The 16,165-nt window shown below is 67.9% G+C and carries 15 protein-coding genes; 8 read left to right on the top strand and 7 right to left on the bottom strand.

Annotated elements, in window-relative coordinates:
• The first annotated feature begins 9 nt into the window (after window positions 1–9).
• A complete protein-coding gene (locus ACZK33_RS02265; RefSeq protein WP_423175783.1) occupies window positions 10–1,530 on the top strand; it encodes a tetratricopeptide repeat protein in 1,521 nt (506 codons plus the stop codon).
• 42 nt (window positions 1,531–1,572) lie between these two features.
• Here the strand turns inward: ACZK33_RS02265 and ACZK33_RS02260 are convergent, their stop codons facing one another.
• The gene (locus ACZK33_RS02260) at window positions 1,573–2,349 is read right to left on the bottom strand and encodes a lytic transglycosylase domain-containing protein (RefSeq protein ID WP_125892404.1); all 777 of its coding nucleotides are present in this window, start codon (window positions 2,347–2,349) and stop codon (window positions 1,573–1,575) included.
• A gap of 215 nt (window positions 2,350–2,564) precedes the next feature.
• Window positions 2,565–3,938 carry a D-serine/D-alanine/glycine transporter gene (cycA, locus tag ACZK33_RS02255; RefSeq protein WP_423175785.1) on the bottom strand — a complete coding sequence of 458 codons (1,374 nt, stop codon included), beginning with the start codon at window positions 3,936–3,938 and terminating at the stop codon, window positions 2,565–2,567.
• 228 nt (window positions 3,939–4,166) lie between these two features.
• On the opposite strand from cycA, the gene ACZK33_RS02250 reads away from it, so the two are divergent.
• On the top strand, window positions 4,167–5,783 hold the full coding sequence (locus ACZK33_RS02250; RefSeq protein WP_423175787.1) for an EAL domain-containing protein: 1,617 nt from the start codon (window positions 4,167–4,169) through the stop codon (window positions 5,781–5,783).
• Window positions 5,784–6,107: 324 nt separating this feature from the next.
• On the opposite strand, the gene ACZK33_RS02245 is transcribed toward ACZK33_RS02250, so the two are convergent.
• Entirely contained in the window at window positions 6,108–7,292 is a 1,185-nt protein-coding gene (locus ACZK33_RS02245) for an MFS transporter (protein ID WP_423175789.1), read from the bottom strand.
• Window positions 7,289–8,467, bottom strand: coding sequence for a serine hydrolase domain-containing protein (locus ACZK33_RS02240; protein WP_423175791.1), 1,179 nt, complete (start codon window positions 8,465–8,467; stop codon window positions 7,289–7,291). Before ACZK33_RS02240 ends, ACZK33_RS02245 begins: the two co-directional genes overlap by 4 nt.
• Window positions 8,468–8,695: 228 nt before the next feature.
• On the opposite strand from ACZK33_RS02240, the gene ACZK33_RS02235 reads away from it, so the two are divergent.
• Together ACZK33_RS02235 and ACZK33_RS02230 are read left to right on the top strand one after the other, a co-directional pair.
• The gene (locus tag ACZK33_RS02235; protein ID WP_032130406.1) at window positions 8,696–9,595 is read left to right on the top strand and encodes a LysR family transcriptional regulator; all 900 of its coding nucleotides are present in this window, start codon (window positions 8,696–8,698) and stop codon (window positions 9,593–9,595) included.
• 240 nt (window positions 9,596–9,835) lie between these two features.
• Entirely contained in the window at window positions 9,836–11,443 is a 1,608-nt protein-coding gene (locus tag ACZK33_RS02230) for an ATP-binding cassette domain-containing protein (protein WP_423175825.1), read from the top strand.
• 72 nt (window positions 11,444–11,515) lie between these two features.
• On the opposite strand, the gene ACZK33_RS02225 is transcribed toward ACZK33_RS02230, so the two are convergent.
• Window positions 11,516–12,841, bottom strand: coding sequence for a GTP-binding protein (locus ACZK33_RS02225; protein ID WP_182267160.1), 1,326 nt, complete (start codon window positions 12,839–12,841; stop codon window positions 11,516–11,518).
• Window positions 12,842–12,910: 69 nt separating this feature from the next.
• Between ACZK33_RS02225 and ACZK33_RS02220 the strand changes: the two genes are divergently transcribed.
• Window positions 12,911–13,282, top strand: a complete 372-nt coding sequence (locus tag ACZK33_RS02220; RefSeq protein ID WP_014645760.1) for a MerC domain-containing protein — start codon at window positions 12,911–12,913, stop codon at window positions 13,280–13,282.
• A gap of 221 nt (window positions 13,283–13,503) precedes the next feature.
• Here ACZK33_RS02220 and ACZK33_RS02215 read toward each other — a convergent pair whose 3' ends face one another.
• Entirely contained in the window at window positions 13,504–13,788 is a 285-nt protein-coding gene (locus ACZK33_RS02215) for a metal-sensing transcriptional repressor (RefSeq protein WP_032130410.1), read from the bottom strand.
• Between the two features lie 48 nt (window positions 13,789–13,836).
• On the opposite strand from ACZK33_RS02215, the gene dmeF reads away from it, so the two are divergent.
• The gene (gene dmeF / locus ACZK33_RS02210) at window positions 13,837–14,826 is read left to right on the top strand and encodes a CDF family Co(II)/Ni(II) efflux transporter DmeF (RefSeq protein WP_423175827.1); all 990 of its coding nucleotides are present in this window, start codon (window positions 13,837–13,839) and stop codon (window positions 14,824–14,826) included.
• Between the two features lie 88 nt (window positions 14,827–14,914).
• Here the strand turns inward: dmeF and ACZK33_RS02205 are convergent, their stop codons facing one another.
• Window positions 14,915–15,199, bottom strand: a complete 285-nt coding sequence (locus tag ACZK33_RS02205) for a hypothetical protein (protein WP_004139696.1) — start codon at window positions 15,197–15,199, stop codon at window positions 14,915–14,917.
• A 90-nt stretch (window positions 15,200–15,289) separates the two neighbouring features.
• On the opposite strand from ACZK33_RS02205, the gene ACZK33_RS02200 reads away from it, so the two are divergent.
• Both ACZK33_RS02200 and ACZK33_RS02195 read left to right on the top strand, forming a co-directional pair.
• Window positions 15,290–15,706, top strand: coding sequence for a hypothetical protein (locus ACZK33_RS02200; RefSeq protein WP_423174629.1), 417 nt, complete (start codon window positions 15,290–15,292; stop codon window positions 15,704–15,706).
• Between the two features lie 69 nt (window positions 15,707–15,775).
• Window positions 15,776–16,099: a hypothetical protein gene (locus ACZK33_RS02195; protein ID WP_423174630.1), complete on the top strand. Its 324-nt coding sequence runs from the start codon at window positions 15,776–15,778 to the stop codon at window positions 16,097–16,099.
• Window positions 16,100–16,165 lie beyond the last annotated feature (66 nt).

Below are 16,165 nucleotides of genomic sequence, written 5' to 3'. Positions count from 1 at the left end.
AGATCCTCCATGCCCCGCATCTTCCCCCTCGCCGCCCTGCTGGTGGCCGCACTGGCCAGCACGCCGGCCTCCGCCTCGATCTCGGTGGCACCACAGAAGCCGTCAGTCACCGCCGATGCGATGCACCAGGCCTATGCCACGCGATGGGATGAGGCGATCCAGCAGTCACGCAGTGGCAACACGCTGGGCGCACTGATCGCGATGGAACGGCTGATGGAAGATCCGATGCTGGATGACTTCGATGCTGAACATCGCGGCCGCGCCGCGCAGGTGGCCGGCTGGACCGCGATGGTGCAGAAGAAGCCGGACCAGGCTCGCCGCTATCTGCAGCGCGCGCAGGAGGCACTGCCGGACGATGCGCAGATCCTGCTGACCCTGGTCTCGGTGGAACTGTCCGAGAACCAACCGGCGCCTGCCACCAAGCACCTGGTGCAGGCGCTGAAGCATGCCGACGCGCCGTTGCCGGTGGACCACCACGCGATCAACTACCTGCAGTTCCGCCTGCGGGACCAGCCGCAGCAGCGTATGGAACTGCTGCAGGCACTGTTCGACAACGGCTGGAAGAGCGGCGGTCTGGAACCCACCGGACTGTGGCTGGCACTGGCCACGCTGCAGGCCGACAACGGCCGTGGCGAGGCCATCCCCGCGACCCTGGCCCGCATCTCCGCGCCCGCCGAAATCATCCGGCTGCGCAGTGACAAGCGCTTCGATCCCTATGTCGACCGCGCCAACCCGCGCTTTGATCCCGTGCAGGCTGCACAGAAGCACCTCGACGAACTGCGGGTTTCCGGCCTGCTCGACCGGGCGCTGGACGCGCGCATGGCCGAGTTCAGCAGCACGCTGCTGATGCTGGACCGCAACGAGGAAGTGCTGGCGCTGACCGATGGCATGGCCGCTGCGGCCGCCGAAGGCGAGGCGCCTTCGGCGGCAGAGGCCGAATGGGTGGCATGGCTGCTCAACAGCCGGCTCACGGCGCTGCGCCGGCTGGGTCGCAACGAGGATGCGCTGGCGGCAGCCAAGCTGGCCGCACGCATCGGTGCACTGGGCCCCGATGGTGCCGAGCACCAGTTCAACGTCGGCTTCGTGTTCAGTTCGCTGGGCCGCATGCAGGATGCCGCCACGGCAGTGAATGACATGCCGGGCCTGGCCGGTTACGGCAAGGCGGCCCAGGCACTGCTGCAGTTCGTTGCCGCCCGTGAACGTGGCGATGCCAAGGCCGAACAGGCCGCGCGTGCAGCGATCCTGGCCCAGGGCGATGGCGCGCGCCTGTTCCAGCGCGAGATGCTGCTGGACGAGGGCAATCTCGACGGCGCAGCTGCCGTGCTGATCGAACAGTTGCGCTCACCCGTTGAACGCGGTGAAACGCTGGCCAGCCTGCAGGACATGCGCACCTATCCGTCGCTGCCCGGCGACGTGAAGATCGATGCGGCCTGGCGTGCGCTGAAGCAGCGCGCCGACGTGCAGGCCGAGGTTGCCCGCCTGGGCCGCATCGAACGCTACGAACTGGTCAGCACCTCCACCTCGCGCTGAGCAAGCTCCCATGTAGAACCACGTGCGTGCAGCACCACCCGCCTAGCGCGCCGGCACCTCGGTACGGATGCCCATCGCCTCGCGGTAGCGTGCGTACAGGGCCATCACCTTGTCCACGTAGGCCAGGGTTTCGGCATAGGGCGGCACACCCTTGTAGCGGGTGACCGCGCCGATGCCGGCGTTGTAGGCGGCCGCTGCCAGCGGCCGATCACCGTTGTAGCGACGCAGCAACGCACGCATGTAGCGGGCGCCGCCATCGATCGACTGCTGCGGCGAGAACGGATCATTCACCCCGTACTCCTGCGCGGTGTCCGGCATCAACTGCATCACGCCCTGTGCGCCCTTGCTGGACACCGCCAGTGCATCGAAGTTGCTTTCGGCATGGGCGATCGCGCGCAGCCACGCATCATCCACGCCGGTGGCCTTGGCGGCGGCCTTGAACTGTTTGGCATGCTGCGCCAGCTGCGGCTTGCCCACCTTGCCCAGGCCTTCGTGGGCAGGTTCACCCGGCGGCGTGGCCATGGTGAACTTCAGGAACACCCGCGAGCCGGGCAGGTTGCGGGTGGAGTAGACCAGCGCGCCATCCTGCTCGCGCTCGTACAGCACGCCGCTGAACACGCCCATGTTGCCCCACAGATTCGGGGTCTGGATGGCGTTGTCGTCGATTTCCTTCGGGGTGCAGCGTGAACCGGGTTCCGGCGCGGTGGCCAGGCTGACGGTGTTGCCCTGCACGCAGCGGTAGACGGTGCGCGCGGCGGCCAGCCCGGGCCACAGGCTGGGCAGCAGCAACAGCGCAAGCAGGAGAGGGCGACGGAACATGGCGGCCGGATCATCCGGCCGCGCCCGCTAATGCTGGGTGAATGGGGGTCGGCAGGGCTGCGCCCTGCACCTGCGCCGGCGCCGGCGCCGGCGGCGGTAGAGTCGACTATCGCGCGCAGCGCGGGGTTTTCCGGTAGCCCAGGGGAGAGCAGTCGACTAACAGTCGACTCTACCGACGTTCCCGATTTCGGCCTTGCCGCCCCCCGCATTCCCGGTCATTTTGCCGCCCTCCGCCGCACCCAGTACCCCACGCCCAACAGCACGAACCACACCGGGCTGGCGACCAGCGCCTGGCGGGTGTCGGCCTGCAGGCTCAGCAGCACCAGCACGGCGGCGAAGAACACCAGGCAGGCCCAGCACATGGCGACGCCGCCGGGCATCTTGAAGATCGAGGCGGCGTGGCGTTCCGGGTAGCGGCGGCGGTAGGCCATGTAGGCCACCAGGATCAGCGACCAGACGAAGATGAAGAGCACGGTGGCCAGCGTCGTCACCAGGGTGAAGGCGGTCACCAGGTTCGGGATCAGGTAGATCAGCAACGTGCCGCCCAGGAGGCACAGGCACGAGAACAGCAGGCCACGGGCGGGCACTGCGGCGCGCGACAACTTCGACAACCCGCGCGGTGCGTGGCCCTCTTCGGCCAGACCGTACAGCATGCGGCTGGTGGAGAAGATGCCGCTGTTGGCCGAGGACGTGGCCGAGGTCAGCACCACGAAGTTGATCAGGCTTGCCGCGGCAGGAATGCCGGCCAGCACGAACAGCTGCACGAACGGGCTCTTGTCCGGCACCACCTGGCGCCACGGGGTGACGGCCATGATCGCGATCAGCGCCAGCACGTAGAAGATGATGATGCGCACCGGGATCGAGTTGATCGCCTTGGGCAGGTTGCGCTCGGGGTCTGCGGTTTCAGCGGCGGTGGTACCCACCAGCTCGATGCCGACGAAAGCGAACACCGCGATCTGGAAACCGGCGAAGAAACCGACCAGTCCCATCGGGAACATGCCGCCGTCATTCCACAGGTTCGACAACGACGCGGTGTGGCCACTGGGCGAGGTGAAGCCCCACGCCACCAGCCCGGCGCCGGTGATGATCAGTGCACAGATCGCCACGATCTTGATCAGCGCGAACCAGAATTCCATCTCGCCGAACAGCTTCACCGTCACCAGGTTCAGTGCCAGCAACAGCAGCACGCAGGCCAGTGCTGGTATCCAGGCATCCAGCCCAGGGAACCAGAACTGCGCGTAGGCGGCAATCGCGATCACGTCGGCGATGGCGGTGACGATCCAGCAGAACCAGTACGTCCATCCACAGAAGAAGCCGGACCAGGGACCGAGCAGATCGGTGGAGAAATCGATGAAGGATTTGTACTGCAGGTTGGACAGCAGCAGCTCGCCCATCGCGCGCATCACGAAGAACAGCATCGCGCCGATGATCAGGTAGACGAAGACGATGGACGGGCCGGCCAGGCTGATGGTCTTGCCCGAGCCCATGAACAGGCCGGTGCCGATGGCACCACCGATGGCGATCAGCTGCAGGTGGCGGTTGGACAGGCTGCGGCGCAGGTGCTCGGGGGGCGTTGCGGGCTCGGTCATGGGCGTGCACTGGGGCGGGCGAAGCGTTCGACGTTAGTCCTCCCCGGCCCGGAGCGCCAGCACTGGACGGCCCGATTGCGTCAATCATGGTCGCTTTCATCACATTGTGACCGAATACCGGATTCGTCCCATTCCGCCCGGCCCGGCGTCATGCTCAGATAGCCGCACCTGCCCAAGGATCGGCCCGACCATGTGCCCTGCCCTGCCCGCCCCGCTGGAGCTCCGGCCTTGAGTCGGCTGCGCGTGATCATTGGTGGCACCACGCTGGCGCTGCTGGCCGCGGCCGTGCCGATCGCGGTGATGGCCTATGCCACCTGGGACCGTGCAGTCAGCGTCGAGCAGCAGCGGCTGCGCGACATCGCCGGTCGCGCGCTGCGCCGCGCCGACCAGTCCTACCAGGAAGCGCTGGCGGCACTGCAGTCGGCCGAGGCCAGCGCCCACGACGCCTGCGGGCCCGAGCATATCCGGCGCATGCAGACGCTGGTGATGACCTCGCCGTCGGTCGACCAGATGGGCTACTTCGAGGGTGGCAAGCTGCGCTGTACGTCGTGGGGGCCTTTCCTGTCCGACGTCAACCAGCCCAAGGCCGACCACGTCACCAGTGATGGCGCCGGCATCGCCGTGGATGTGCGCCCCGAGGCCAGCGGACGGCGCCAGGTCCTGTCGTTCCTGTACGGTAACTACGACGTGCTGGTCGATCCGCGCCGCTTCGTCGATGTCATCGCCGACCCGAACGTGCGCCTTGCCCTGGCCAGCCCCGATGGGCGTCTCCTGGCCAGGCAGGACGGCATGGATCCGGCATTGCTGGAGACCCTGCTGCGCGCCCCCGATGAAGGCCTGGACCACCACACCCTGTATGCCACCGCCCGCAACGAAGAGTGGTTGGCGATCGCGACCATGCCGCGTACCGCGCTTGCCGCGACCTTCCGCCAGCAGGCGTGGCTGTTCGTGCCGATCGGCGTTCTGCTGGCCGCTGCCGGTGCCGGCCTGGTGATCTGGCTGTCGCGTCGCCGCCTGTCCCTGCGCGGCGAGCTGGCCACAGCGATCCGCCGCCGCGAGCTGTACCTGCACTACCAGCCGATCATCGAGCTGGATACCGGCATCTGCGTCGGCGCCGAAGCGCTGGTGCGCTGGCAGCGCCCGGATGGCACCCAGGTGCGGCCGGACCTGTTCATTCCGCTGGCCGAAGAGGCCGGCATGATCGGCGCGGTCACCGATCTGGTGATCGAGAACGTGGTGCGCGACATGCGTGAACTGCTGGTGGCCGACCGCAGCGCGCACATCGCGATCAACCTGGCCGCCGAAGATATCAGCAGCGGCCGTGCGCTGAAGATGATCTCCAAGCACATGGCCGGCAGCGGCATCCTGCCGCAGCAGATCTGGATGGAGGCCACCGAGCGCGGCTTCCTGGATCTGGACCGCGCCCGCACGATGCTGGCGCAGGCGCGTCGGGCCGGGCACAGCGTGGCCATTGACGATTTCGGCGTCGGCTTCTCCAGCCTGCAGTACCTGGAACAGCTGCCGCTGGACGCGTTGAAGATCGACAAATCATTCATCGATGCGATCGACACCGAGAGCGCCACCAGCCCGGTAACCCCGCACATCATCGACATGGCCAAGGAGCTGGGCCTGTGGGTGGTGGCCGAGGGCGTGGAGACCGAGGCACAGCTGGCGTATCTGCATACCCGGAAGGTCGAGTTCGCGCAGGGTTGGCTGTTCTCGCGGCCGCTGCCGCGGGATGAGTTCGTGGTGTTCCATCACAAGCGGCAGCAGCGCTATGGCGCGGCGCGGGAGCACATGCAGAATCCGCGCAGCGTGCCGATCGAGCGTGAGGGGATCGAGTAGGACGGCCAACGGCGGAGCCCCTCGTGATGGGTCGCGCCCAGTGGATCCATCAGTTGGGGCCGGGTGGATGGGTCGCGCAGGGGGCGCTGCAAGTACGTCCATGTAAGCTCGGTCGCCGCATCCATGCGGCTCACGCCCCTGCGCAACCCACCCACCCGGCCACGGACACATTGCGGCGGCGTCCCACCACGGAATCAACAGAAGAAAGCAAAAGCAAAAGCAAACGCGGGTCGCTGCGCTCGGTGGATGCACGCCATGCGTGGATGGCGTGGACCACGGTAGTGCCGGCCGCTGGCCGGCACCTCGGTAACGTCTGGTCTGCGCCTACGCCCAGGCCTTCGGCCGTGCCAGCAGCCACACCACGGTCACCGCCAGCAGCAGCAACGGCAACCATCCCAGCTGGCTCGGGCCACTGGCCTGCAGCAGCACACCGCCTGCTACGCCACCGGCGGCAATCGCCAGGTTCCAGCCGGTCACCAGCATCGACTGCGCCAGGTCGGCGGCAGCACCGGCACGGCGTGCGAGCGCGGTCTGGAACAGGGTCGCAACCGACCCGAACGCCACGCCCCACAGGATCGTTGCCAGCAGCAGCGGTGTGGCCTGTCCTGGCCACAACAGCAGGGCCGACACCGGAAGAATGAAGCCGATCACGGCCGCCCACACCAGCGTGCGCAGATGACGGTCCACGCCCCAACCGGCAATGCCGATACCAACGATGGCAGCCACGCCGAAGGCCAGCAGCAGGCGGTCCAGCCACGGGCCGGCGCCGGCCTCCACCGCCAGCGGTTCGATGTAGGTGTACAGTACGTTGTGCGCCAGCACGTACAGCACCATCACCGCCAATGCGCTGCGCACGCCGGGCATGCGCCACACCGTACCCAACGACGTGCGCTGACCGGCCGCGGCCGCCGGCAACGCCGGCAATGCCCAGCGCGCGTACGCCAGCAGGCCGACCCCCAGCACGCTCATCAACGCGAACGCCCAGCGCCAGCCGATCTGCTGGCCCAGCAACGTGCCCGCCGGTACACCCAGCGACAGCGCCAACGGCGATCCAACCATCGCCACCGCGATTGCCCGGCCCTGCAGCGACGGCACCACCATGCGCGCCGCATAGCCGGCCACCAGCGACCACAGCAGGCCACCACTCACACCGGCCAGGAAACGCGCGGCAAGGATCAGCGGATAGCTGCTGCTCACGGCGGTCAGCGTGTTGACCACCACGAAGCCGGCAATGGCGGCCAGCAACAAGGGGCGTCGCGGCAGGCGCTGGGTCAACGCGGTCATCGGCAGTGCGGCCATCACCGATCCCAGCGCGTACACGCTGACCAGCTGGCCCACCGCCGCATCACTCACGCCCAGGCTCTCGCCCATCGGCCGCAGTACACCGGCCGGCAGGGTTTCGGTCAGCAGGGTGATGAAGCCGCCGCCGGCCAGCGCCAGCAGCCCCGCCCACGGCAGGCGCGTGGCTTCACCGGCCGGGCTGGCCGCATCAATGGCATGGCCGCTCATCGCGCAGCCTCCAGATCGGCGTAGACCGCGTCACGCAGTTCATCGACGAAGGCGCCATCCATGCCTTCGTACAGGGTGTTGGTCAGCGCCACCACGCTGAGCCCACGCGCAGGATCGACAAACCAGCTATGGCCGTAGGCACCGCCCCAGCGCCAGGTGCCTTCGCTCTGCGGTGTGCCACTGGCGGCGGCATCGCGCAGCACCGCAAAGCCCAACCCGAAGCCCCAGCCGGCCGGTTCCGGCGGCCCCTGCTCGCCCACCTGCGGGCTGGCCATCTCCGCCACCAGCGCGGGCGGCAACAGATTCGAAGCTTGCACATCGCGCAAGGCCTCCAACACCGCCATCACCTCGTCGGCGCTGCCAATCAATCCAGCACCGGCCGAAGGGAAACGGCTGGCATCGGTAGCACGGGCGAGGCTGTACTCGATGCCGACCGTACCCTCGAATGGAGCGACCACCTCGCCTTCCTGCAGGCGATGCGGCTGCGGCGTGTCACTCACATACGGCGTGGCCAGCCGCGCGGCATCGGTGGTCGCGAATGCGGTGTCGGCCAGCCCCAGTGGCGCGGCCAACAAGCGCTCGAACAGTGCCTGCAGCGTTTCACCGGTCGCGGCTTCAGCCACGGCGCCCGCGACGTCCACGCCCAACGAGTACAACCATTGGCTACCCGGCGCGAACAACAGCGGCGCCTGCGCGATGCGATGCACGTTGTCGGTCAGCGTCAGCGGATTCGCATCCATGCCATCGCTGACGCCGGCCTGTGCGTACGGGCCATCCGCATCGGCTTCGAGGAAGCGGTAACCCAGCCCGCTGCTGTGGCTGAGCAGTTGGCGCAGGCTGATCGGCGGCGTGCTGCCATCGGCCAGCGCCGGGCGGAAGTCCGGCAGCCAGCGCTGTACCGGCGCATCCAGGTCCAGCACGCCTTCGGCTACCAGGCGCAGGATCACCGTGGTCAACAGCGGCTTGCTGACCGATGCCAGCCGGAACAACTGATCGCGCTGCATCGGCTTGGCCGACTCGCGATCGGCCAGCCCGGTCGCGCTGGCGTGGCGCAGCACACCGTGCTCGCGCACCAGCACTACCGTACCGACCAGGCGCTGTGGGTGGACCTGCTGCAGCAGCCGCTGCACCGACGGCAGCGTCGGCGCAGGTGCAAGGGAAGGAACAGCGTTCATCGCGGTGATCCGTGGGGAGAGGCCCGCCACGTTAGGCACCACGCCCTCGTGCAAAAAGCCGGTTGCGGCTCCGGGCATCATGGACCGTGCAGTCCGCAATCGGCATGATGGCCGGAACTGCAAGGCCGCAACGGGCTCCACACCACTTCGCACCACAGTGTTGCGATGGCGGAGCCGTCCGCTACTGCCGCGCCGACCTACCCTGCCGCTTTCATTGCCCGCACGCCCATGTCAGTCCTGGACAACCTCGCCAATCTGCAGACCTTCGTGCACGCGGCCGACACCCGCAGCTTCGTCGAGACCGGGCGCCTGCAGGGCATCTCGGCCTCGGCCGCCGGCAAATGCGTTGCCCGGCTGGAACAGGCACTGGGCGTGCGCCTGTTCCACCGCAGCACGCGCAGCATCACCCTCACCGCCGAGGGCCAGCTGTTCCTGGCACGCTGCCGGCGCATCCTCGACGAGCGCGATGCCGCGCGCACCGAGCTGGCGCAACCGCATGCCGCACCAAGTGGCACGCTGCGCATCGGTCTGCCGCTGGTGGGTGATCTCACCCTGCCACTGATGGCCGAGTTCATGTCCGCGTATCCGGACATCCGCCTCGATCTGGATTTCAGCGACCGCCTGGTCGATGTCATCGAGGAGGGTTTCGATGCCGTGCTGCGCGTCGGCGAGCCCAGCGACTCACGCATGAACGCACGACGCCTGGGCGTGTTCCCACGCCGCATCGTCGCCTCGCCGGCGTACCTGCAGCGGCGCGGCACGCCGCGCACGCCGGCCGATCTGATGCAGCACACGCTGCTGCACTATCGCTTCCCCAGCACCGGCAAGCTGGAACTGTGGCCGATCCACTGGCCCGACCATGAAACACCGCAGGAACTGCCGGTACACATGGTGGCCAATACCATCGAAGCGCGGGTGGCGCTTGCATTGCGCGATATTGGCCTGGCCTTCGTGCCGGTGCACTCGGTGCGCGATGCACTGGCCGATGGACGCCTGCTGACCGTGCTCGACGAGCATGTGCACTCCTGCGGCATCTTCCACCTGCTGTGGCCGTCGGGCCGCCACGTACTCCCGAAGCTGCGGGTATTCATCGACTTCGTCAGCGCGCGCCTGGAAACCGTGCCGTAGACCGGTAGATCCGCGCTCGATGGCCGTGCCACGTAGAGTCGAGCTTGCTCGACTGCTCCTCAAAAGCAGTCGAGCAAGCTCGACTCTACAATTCGCATGCCCTGCGGGCGGTATAATCTCCCCTCATCCCTCCCAGAGGCTCGCGACCAATGCGCCATTGATGCCGCCGTCTTCCCACTAGACGGCCTGACTCTTCCCGCCCCTGCGCGCAGGGGAGAACCCGGCATCCATGGAGGTCGCATGACCCCGTATTCCCTCACGCTCGATCGCGTGTCGTATCGATTGGCCGACGGCCGTGTGCTGTTTTCCAATCTGACGTTTTCCTTCGAACCGGTTGCTACCGGCCTGGTCGGTGCCAATGGCGCTGGCAAAAGCGTGCTCGCACGCCTGCTGGCCGGCCGGCTGTCGCCCGACAGTGGCCAGGTGCGTGGCAATGGCCGCGTGTTCCTGTTGCTCACACCGGGCTATCCACCCGGCGGCACCGTGGGTGAGTTGGCCGGTGTGGGTGAAGCGCTGTCCGCGCTCGCACGCATCGAAGCCGGCAGCGTCGATGAGGCCGACTTCACCTGCCTAGGCGAGCGCTGGGACCTGCGCGAACGCCTGCAGCAACAGTGGCAGGCGCTGGGCTTGCCCGATGATCTCGATCACGCCCAGCCTGCTGCGCGCCTCAGCGGCGGCCAGGCGATGCAGGTGGCACTGTCCGGCGCGTGGGCCAGCGGTGCCGACTGGCTGATCCTGGACGAACCCAGCAACCACCTTGATGCGCGTCATCGCCAACAGCTGTACGAACAGTTGCAGCAGTGGCGCGGTGGCCTGCTGGTGATCAGTCATGATCGCGAGTTGCTGGGCCGCATGCAGCAGATTGTCGAACTCGATGGGCGCGGGCTGCATCGCTATGGCGGCGCGTGGCAGCACTATGCCGAAGTGCGCGCCGCCGAACGTGAAGCCGCCGCCGCCCAGCTTGACCATGCACGTGCGCAGCATCGGCAGCAGCAACGCAGTGCACGCGAACAGCGCGAGCGCCAGCAGCAACGCCAGGCACGCGGCAACCGCGATGCGAAGCAGGCCAACCAGGCACCGATCCTGCTCGGCCGCCAGAAGCAGCGCGCCGAAGCCAGTCATGGGCGCGCGCAACAGGTGCAGGCCGAACGCCTGCAGGCCAGTGCAGAGCAGCTGCGCGCAGCGGCGTCGGCGGTGCAGCTCGCGCCAGAGCTGGCGTTGTTTTCCGGTGATGGGGAACGTGGCAGCGCACGCCTGCTGCAGGCGCAGGATCTGGTCCTGCCACATGGCTGCAGTGCCCCGTTGCAGCTTGAGATCCGCCGCGGCCAGCGCATTGCCGTGGTCGGTGACAACGGCAGCGGCAAATCGACCCTGCTGCGTGTGTTGGCCGGCCAGCGGCCTGCACGCAGCGGCATCGTGCAACGGCATGCGCCACTGGCCCTGCTCGACCAGCAGCTACTGGGGCTGTCCGGCGAATGCAGCATCCTCGACAGCGTGCAGGCCGCCAACCCGAGTGCCGACCCCGGGGAGCTGCGCACGCGCCTGGCCCTGTTGGGTCTGGACGCACAGCGCATCCAGCGCGCCGCCAGCAGCCTCAGCGATGGCGAGCAGGTGAAGGGCGCACTGGCCAGCGTGTTGTACGCCGATCCCGCGCCCCAACTGTTGCTGCTGGACGAGCCCGGCAATGCACTGGACCTCAGTGCATTACAGGCGCTGGAAGAACTGCTTGCGGCATGGCCGGGCGCACTGGTGATGGTCAGCCACGACCGGCACCTGCTGCAGGCGTTGCGGCCGCCCCAGGTGCTGCAGGTCACCGGCGACGCCTGGCAATGGCGCGACGCCTTGTAGATCCACGCATGGCGTATCGACCCGGGGTAGTGCCGGCCGCTGGCCGGCAGCCCAGGAAACCTCAATGCACCATCAGCGCTTCCACACCGGGAACGCCTGTGGCATCTGCTGCCACAGCAGTGGCCCCGCCCGCAGCTCCTGGTCATTGAGCAGGCACGCATCCAGTTCCGCGCGCACCGCGCGCTCGTCCATGTGCACACCAATCACCACCAGCTCCTGGCGCCGATCACCCCACAACGGGTGCCACAGCCGCTGCATCGCCGTGTGCGCGGCTGCATCCGGAAACTCTTCCAGCCCCGGCAGCGGCGCGCTCCAGCAGTCGGCCTGCTGCCGTGCCCAGCCAAGGTCGCTGTAGGGCAGCGGTGTCGGCGGCAACAACGGTGCGGTGTCTTCCAGGCCGGCACGCACGCGGTCGCGCGCGGCATACCAGAAGCCCGCCGCCTGCGTCCGCGTCGCCGCGCCCACGGTGTTCAACTCGCCTACCCAATCCATGCGGTTGGCCAGCCAGAACCAGCCCTTGCTGCGGATCACGCCGGGCATGCCGGACTGCAGCGCGCGGGCGAATCGCGCGGGGTGGAACGGACGCCGCGAACGGTAGACGAAGCTGCCAATGCCGTATTCCTCGGTCTCCGGCGTGTGCTCGCCACGCAGCTCCTTCACCCAACCCGGCGCACGTTGCGCACGCTCCATGTCGAAGCGGCCGGTATCCAGCAGCTCGGCCAACGGCACATCACCGAAGCTGGACAGCAGCAGCTTCGCATCCCGGTTCAAGCCACGCAGTACCGCCAGCGTGTCCTGCAACACTTCGTCATCCACTTGGTCGATCTTGCTGACCACGATCACGTCGGCGAACTCCACCTGCTCGCACAGCAGGTCGACCACACCGCGATCATCGTCCGGCCCGGCCTGCTGGCCGCGCTCGGCCAGGCGCAGGGTCGAACCGAAGTCGGCAAGGAACGCGCTGCCGTCGACCACCGTCACCATCGTGTCCAGCCGCGCGATGTCACTCAGGCTGAAACCGTGCTCGTCGCGCACCGCGAACGTGGCCGCCACCGGCATCGGCTCACCGATGCCCGTCGACTCGATCAGCAGGTAGTCATAACGACCCGCGTCGGCCAGGCGCCGCACTTCCTGCAGCAGGTCATCGCGCAGCGTGCAGCAGATGCAGCCGTTGCTGAACTCCACCAGCGTCTCTTCGGTGCGGCGCAGCTCGGCGCCACCTTCGCGCACCAGCTGCGCATCGATGTTGACCTCACTCATGTCGTTGACGATGACTGCCACGCGCAGGCCCTCGCGGTTGCGCAGGATCTGGTTGAGCAGGGTGGTCTTGCCGGCCCCAAGGAAGCCGGACAGCACGGTGACCGGAAGGCGACGGTCGGCGCGGGAAACAGTGTTCATGTCGGAGCGGGTTGGCTGCGGAACGGAAATGTTACTGTATAACAATTGCCGCGCAAGGAACCTCCCCTGATGAAGTCGCCTTCTGCCGCCCTGCTCGATGCCGGCGCGGTCGCCCTGTCCAGCCTGTGCCTGCTGCACTGCCTGGCGTTGCCCCTGCTTGCCGCCGCGCTGCCGCTGTTCGGCACCTGGGCCGAAGCGGAATGGGTCCACCTGCTGTTCGTGGCCATCGCCCTGCCACTGACCGGCTACGCGCTGTGGCGGGCCGAGCGCCGCCACCCACTGCCCGTGCTGGCCTGGGCCACCGCCGGCGCCGGGCTCGGCCTGCTGCTGGCCGGCGCGCTGGCGCTGCCCTCGCACGACTGGGAGACACCGATGACGGTCACCGGCAGCCTGCTGCTGGCCGCCACGCACATCTGGAACGCGCGGCACCGGCACGGGTAATGCCGGCCGCCGGCCGGCAACCGCATGAGCTTCGGACGCCGCGGGTAGTGCCGGCCGCTGGCCGGCAACCGCATGAGCTTCGGACGCCACGGGTAGTGCCGGCCGCTGGCCGGCAACCGCATGAGCTTCGGACGCCACGGGTAGTGCCGGCCGCTGGCCGGCAACCGCATGAGCTTCGGACGCAACCTGCAGTTGCCGACCAGCGGCCGGCACTACCCCTGCTATTTGCCGTAGCGGCGAAGAAGCTCCACCAGCACCGCAGCCTCGTCCGCCCGCTGCTGCGGGTCATCGGCACCCACTACGTGTTCCTGCAGATGCTCGTGCAGCAACTCCATCAGCAGGCTGTGGGCGGCACCGCGCACCGCGGCGACCTGCACCAGCACGCCCGCGCAGTCCCCCGCTTCCCCCTCGGGCTTGTCCAGCGCCTGCTCCAACGCCGCCACCTGACCCGCGATACGGCGTACCCGGGTCAGCAGCTGCTTTCGATTCTTGTGTACATGGGCCATGGCGGGATCATATACCCTATGGGGGTATCCACTCCAGCTCCCGCCGCCATGCACTTGGACGCCCTCGCCGCCGCCCGTCGCCACGAACACCGCTTCGACGACGGCAACCCGCTGGCTGAACGCAACACCCGCCGCGCCCTGTGGCTCACCGTCAGCATGATGTTGGTGGAGATCGTCGGCGGCTGGTGGTTCAACTCCATGGCCGTGCTCGCCGACGGCTGGCACATGAGTTCGCACGCGCTGGCGCTGGGCCTCTCGGTGTTCGCCTACCGCTGCGCGCGCCGCTACGCGCACGATCCGCGCTTTGCCTTCGGTACGTGGAAGATCGAGATCCTGGCCGGCTACACCAGCGCCATCGCACTGCTTGGCGTCGCCGCGCTGATGGCCGTGCAATCGCTGGAACGGCTTTGGGTGCCGGCACCGATCCATTACGACGAAGCCATCGCCATTGCAGCGGTGGGCCTGGGCGTGAATCTGCTCTGCGCCTGGTGGCTGCACGACAGCCCGGGCCACGCGCACCACCACCACGGGCATGACCATGACCATCATCACGGGCACGGGCACGGGCACGGGCACGGGCACGACCACGATCACGGCCATGCGCACGGTCACGACCTCAACCTGCGCTCGGCCTACGTGCACGTGCTGGCCGACGCCGCCACCTCGGTGCTGGCCATCGTCGCCCTGCTTGGCGGCAAGCTGCTGGGCCTGACTTGGCTGGACCCGGTGATGGGCCTCGTCGGCGCCGTGCTGGTGACGGTCTGGGCGATCGGCCTGCTGCGCGACAGTGGCCGCATCCTGCTCGACGCGCAGATGGATGCGCCGGTGGTGGCCGAAGTGCGCGAGGTAATCGAACAGGGCCCGTGGCCGGCACGCCTGGCCGACCTGCACGTCTGGCAGGTGGGTCGCGGCAAGTACGCGGTCAGCGCCAGCGTGGTCACCAGCGACGTCAGTCTGGATGCCGATACCGTGCGCAACGCGCTGGCGATTCATGAGGAGCTGGTGCACGTGACGGTGGAGATTCACCGCAGCGCATGATCCACGCCGGGTAGTGCCGGCCGCTGGCCGGCAACCCCATGAACGCCGCACACAACCTGCAGGTGCCGGCCAGCGGCCGGCACTACCGCTAGAGCTTCAACATCATCCGCAACAGGTACATCAGCAGCGGCAGCGCGCTCAGCACTGCACCACCGATGCCGATCCACGGCCAGCGCTCGCCGCGCACGCGCGAGGCCACCGCCAGACCGCAGCCCACCAGCGCCGCGCCCAGCACCCCCACGCCCAATCCCGCAGCCATGCCATTGCCGCCTGCGGCCACCGCCGCCTGCGCAGCGAGGCTGCCCGCGCCCCAGCCCACCACGATCCCCAGCCAACTCGCCACGCCGCACCACGGTGCCTTGCCCTTCGCCATCCGAAAACCCCTGTGTCCTTGCCGAATTTCTGTACGGACCACGCCCGTGTGCTGCCTACACTAGCCGCACCTGCCCCGTCGGGACATCCCATGCGCACGCTCCGCCTGCTGCTGCCCGGTGCCCTCCTGCTGCTCACCGCCTGCAGTGGTGATGCCGGGCTTCCTTTCTCCGCCGACCCACTGCAGGGCTGCTTTGCCACCAGTGCGCGCAAACCGGCCGACTTCCGCATCGACAAGGAAGGCGGCCAGTACTTCGTCTCCTTCAGCCGTGGCGAGCAGTGGCAGCGCGAGCCGAATGCCCTGCACAAGGCCACCCGCAGCGAGATCAGCCGCTACTTCCGCGACGACGCCGATCAGATCGACAGCGCCCTGATCCGCATGGCCGGTGGCTTCGGCATCTTCCACTTCAACAAGGGCGCGACGCTGAAGGGCAAGGCCAGCGACAGTGACTACATGGCGTTGATGCTGATCGGAGCCGGGCCGGTGTATGCGGTCAAGTGCCCGTAAGACGCAATGATTCTGATGGCGGCTCAGGGCAATATGGGCACATCCTGTCCTCTTTGAGGAGCGATGCCAATGCTGCTGTTTCTGCTGCTTGCGGTAAGCGCGCCGAAGACCCAGGGTGCCTATGACGAAGTCTGGCAGCTGCCCGATGGCCAGACCCTGATCATGCGCACCCTGGACTGGGATCTCGGTGATGGTCGCCATGAGCGCGTTACCGTGCATTGGCTGATGCAGGAAGACGGCAGCCTGCGCTACGACTTTGATCGGCAGCCACCGGAAACCCAGGAGGTCCACCGTCGGTCGTGCGCCCGTGTAGGCATGCAGCCGTCGCGTGGCGTCGGCATGCTCTCGGGGGAAGGGACCACACACGGCTACAGCTGCACCAGCCAGCGGTAGCGCCGAGCCCTCGCTCGGCTCCACCCGACTACATCCACGCATGGCGTGGATCTACTGCAGCAGCCA

It is taken from the genome of Stenotrophomonas sp. 86156_Sma, from assembly GCF_056481625.1.
This window is presented reverse-complemented; position numbering and strand designations above follow the sequence as displayed.

Bases quoted from the DNA above. Each gene is read 5' to 3' on its own strand.
- ACZK33_RS02260 (WP_125892404.1), bottom strand. From the start codon at position 2,349: ATGTTCCGTCGCCCTCTCCTGCTTGCGCTGTTGCTGCTGCCCAGCCTG.
- ACZK33_RS02215 (WP_032130410.1), bottom strand. From the start codon at position 13,788: ATGGCCCATGTACACAAGAATCGAAAGCAGCTGCTGACCCGGGTACGC.
- cycA (WP_423175785.1), bottom strand. From the start codon at position 3,938: ATGACCGAGCCCGCAACGCCCCCCGAGCACCTGCGCCGCAGCCTGTCC.
- ACZK33_RS02245 (WP_423175789.1), bottom strand. From the start codon at position 7,292: ATGAGCGGCCATGCCATTGATGCGGCCAGCCCGGCCGGTGAAGCCACG.
- ACZK33_RS02195 (WP_423174630.1), top strand. From the start codon at position 15,776: ATGCTGCTGTTTCTGCTGCTTGCGGTAAGCGCGCCGAAGACCCAGGGT.
- ACZK33_RS02230 (WP_423175825.1), top strand. From the start codon at position 9,836: ATGACCCCGTATTCCCTCACGCTCGATCGCGTGTCGTATCGATTGGCC.
- ACZK33_RS02265 (WP_423175783.1), top strand. From the start codon at position 10: ATGCCCCGCATCTTCCCCCTCGCCGCCCTGCTGGTGGCCGCACTGGCC.
- ACZK33_RS02220 (WP_014645760.1), top strand. From the start codon at position 12,911: ATGAAGTCGCCTTCTGCCGCCCTGCTCGATGCCGGCGCGGTCGCCCTG.
- ACZK33_RS02205 (WP_004139696.1), bottom strand. From the start codon at position 15,199: ATGGCGAAGGGCAAGGCACCGTGGTGCGGCGTGGCGAGTTGGCTGGGG.
- ACZK33_RS02240 (WP_423175791.1), bottom strand. From the start codon at position 8,467: ATGAACGCTGTTCCTTCCCTTGCACCTGCGCCGACGCTGCCGTCGGTG.
- ACZK33_RS02200 (WP_423174629.1), top strand. From the start codon at position 15,290: ATGCGCACGCTCCGCCTGCTGCTGCCCGGTGCCCTCCTGCTGCTCACC.
- dmeF (WP_423175827.1), top strand. From the start codon at position 13,837: ATGCACTTGGACGCCCTCGCCGCCGCCCGTCGCCACGAACACCGCTTC.
- ACZK33_RS02235 (WP_032130406.1), top strand. From the start codon at position 8,696: ATGTCAGTCCTGGACAACCTCGCCAATCTGCAGACCTTCGTGCACGCG.
- ACZK33_RS02225 (WP_182267160.1), bottom strand. From the start codon at position 12,841: ATGAACACTGTTTCCCGCGCCGACCGTCGCCTTCCGGTCACCGTGCTG.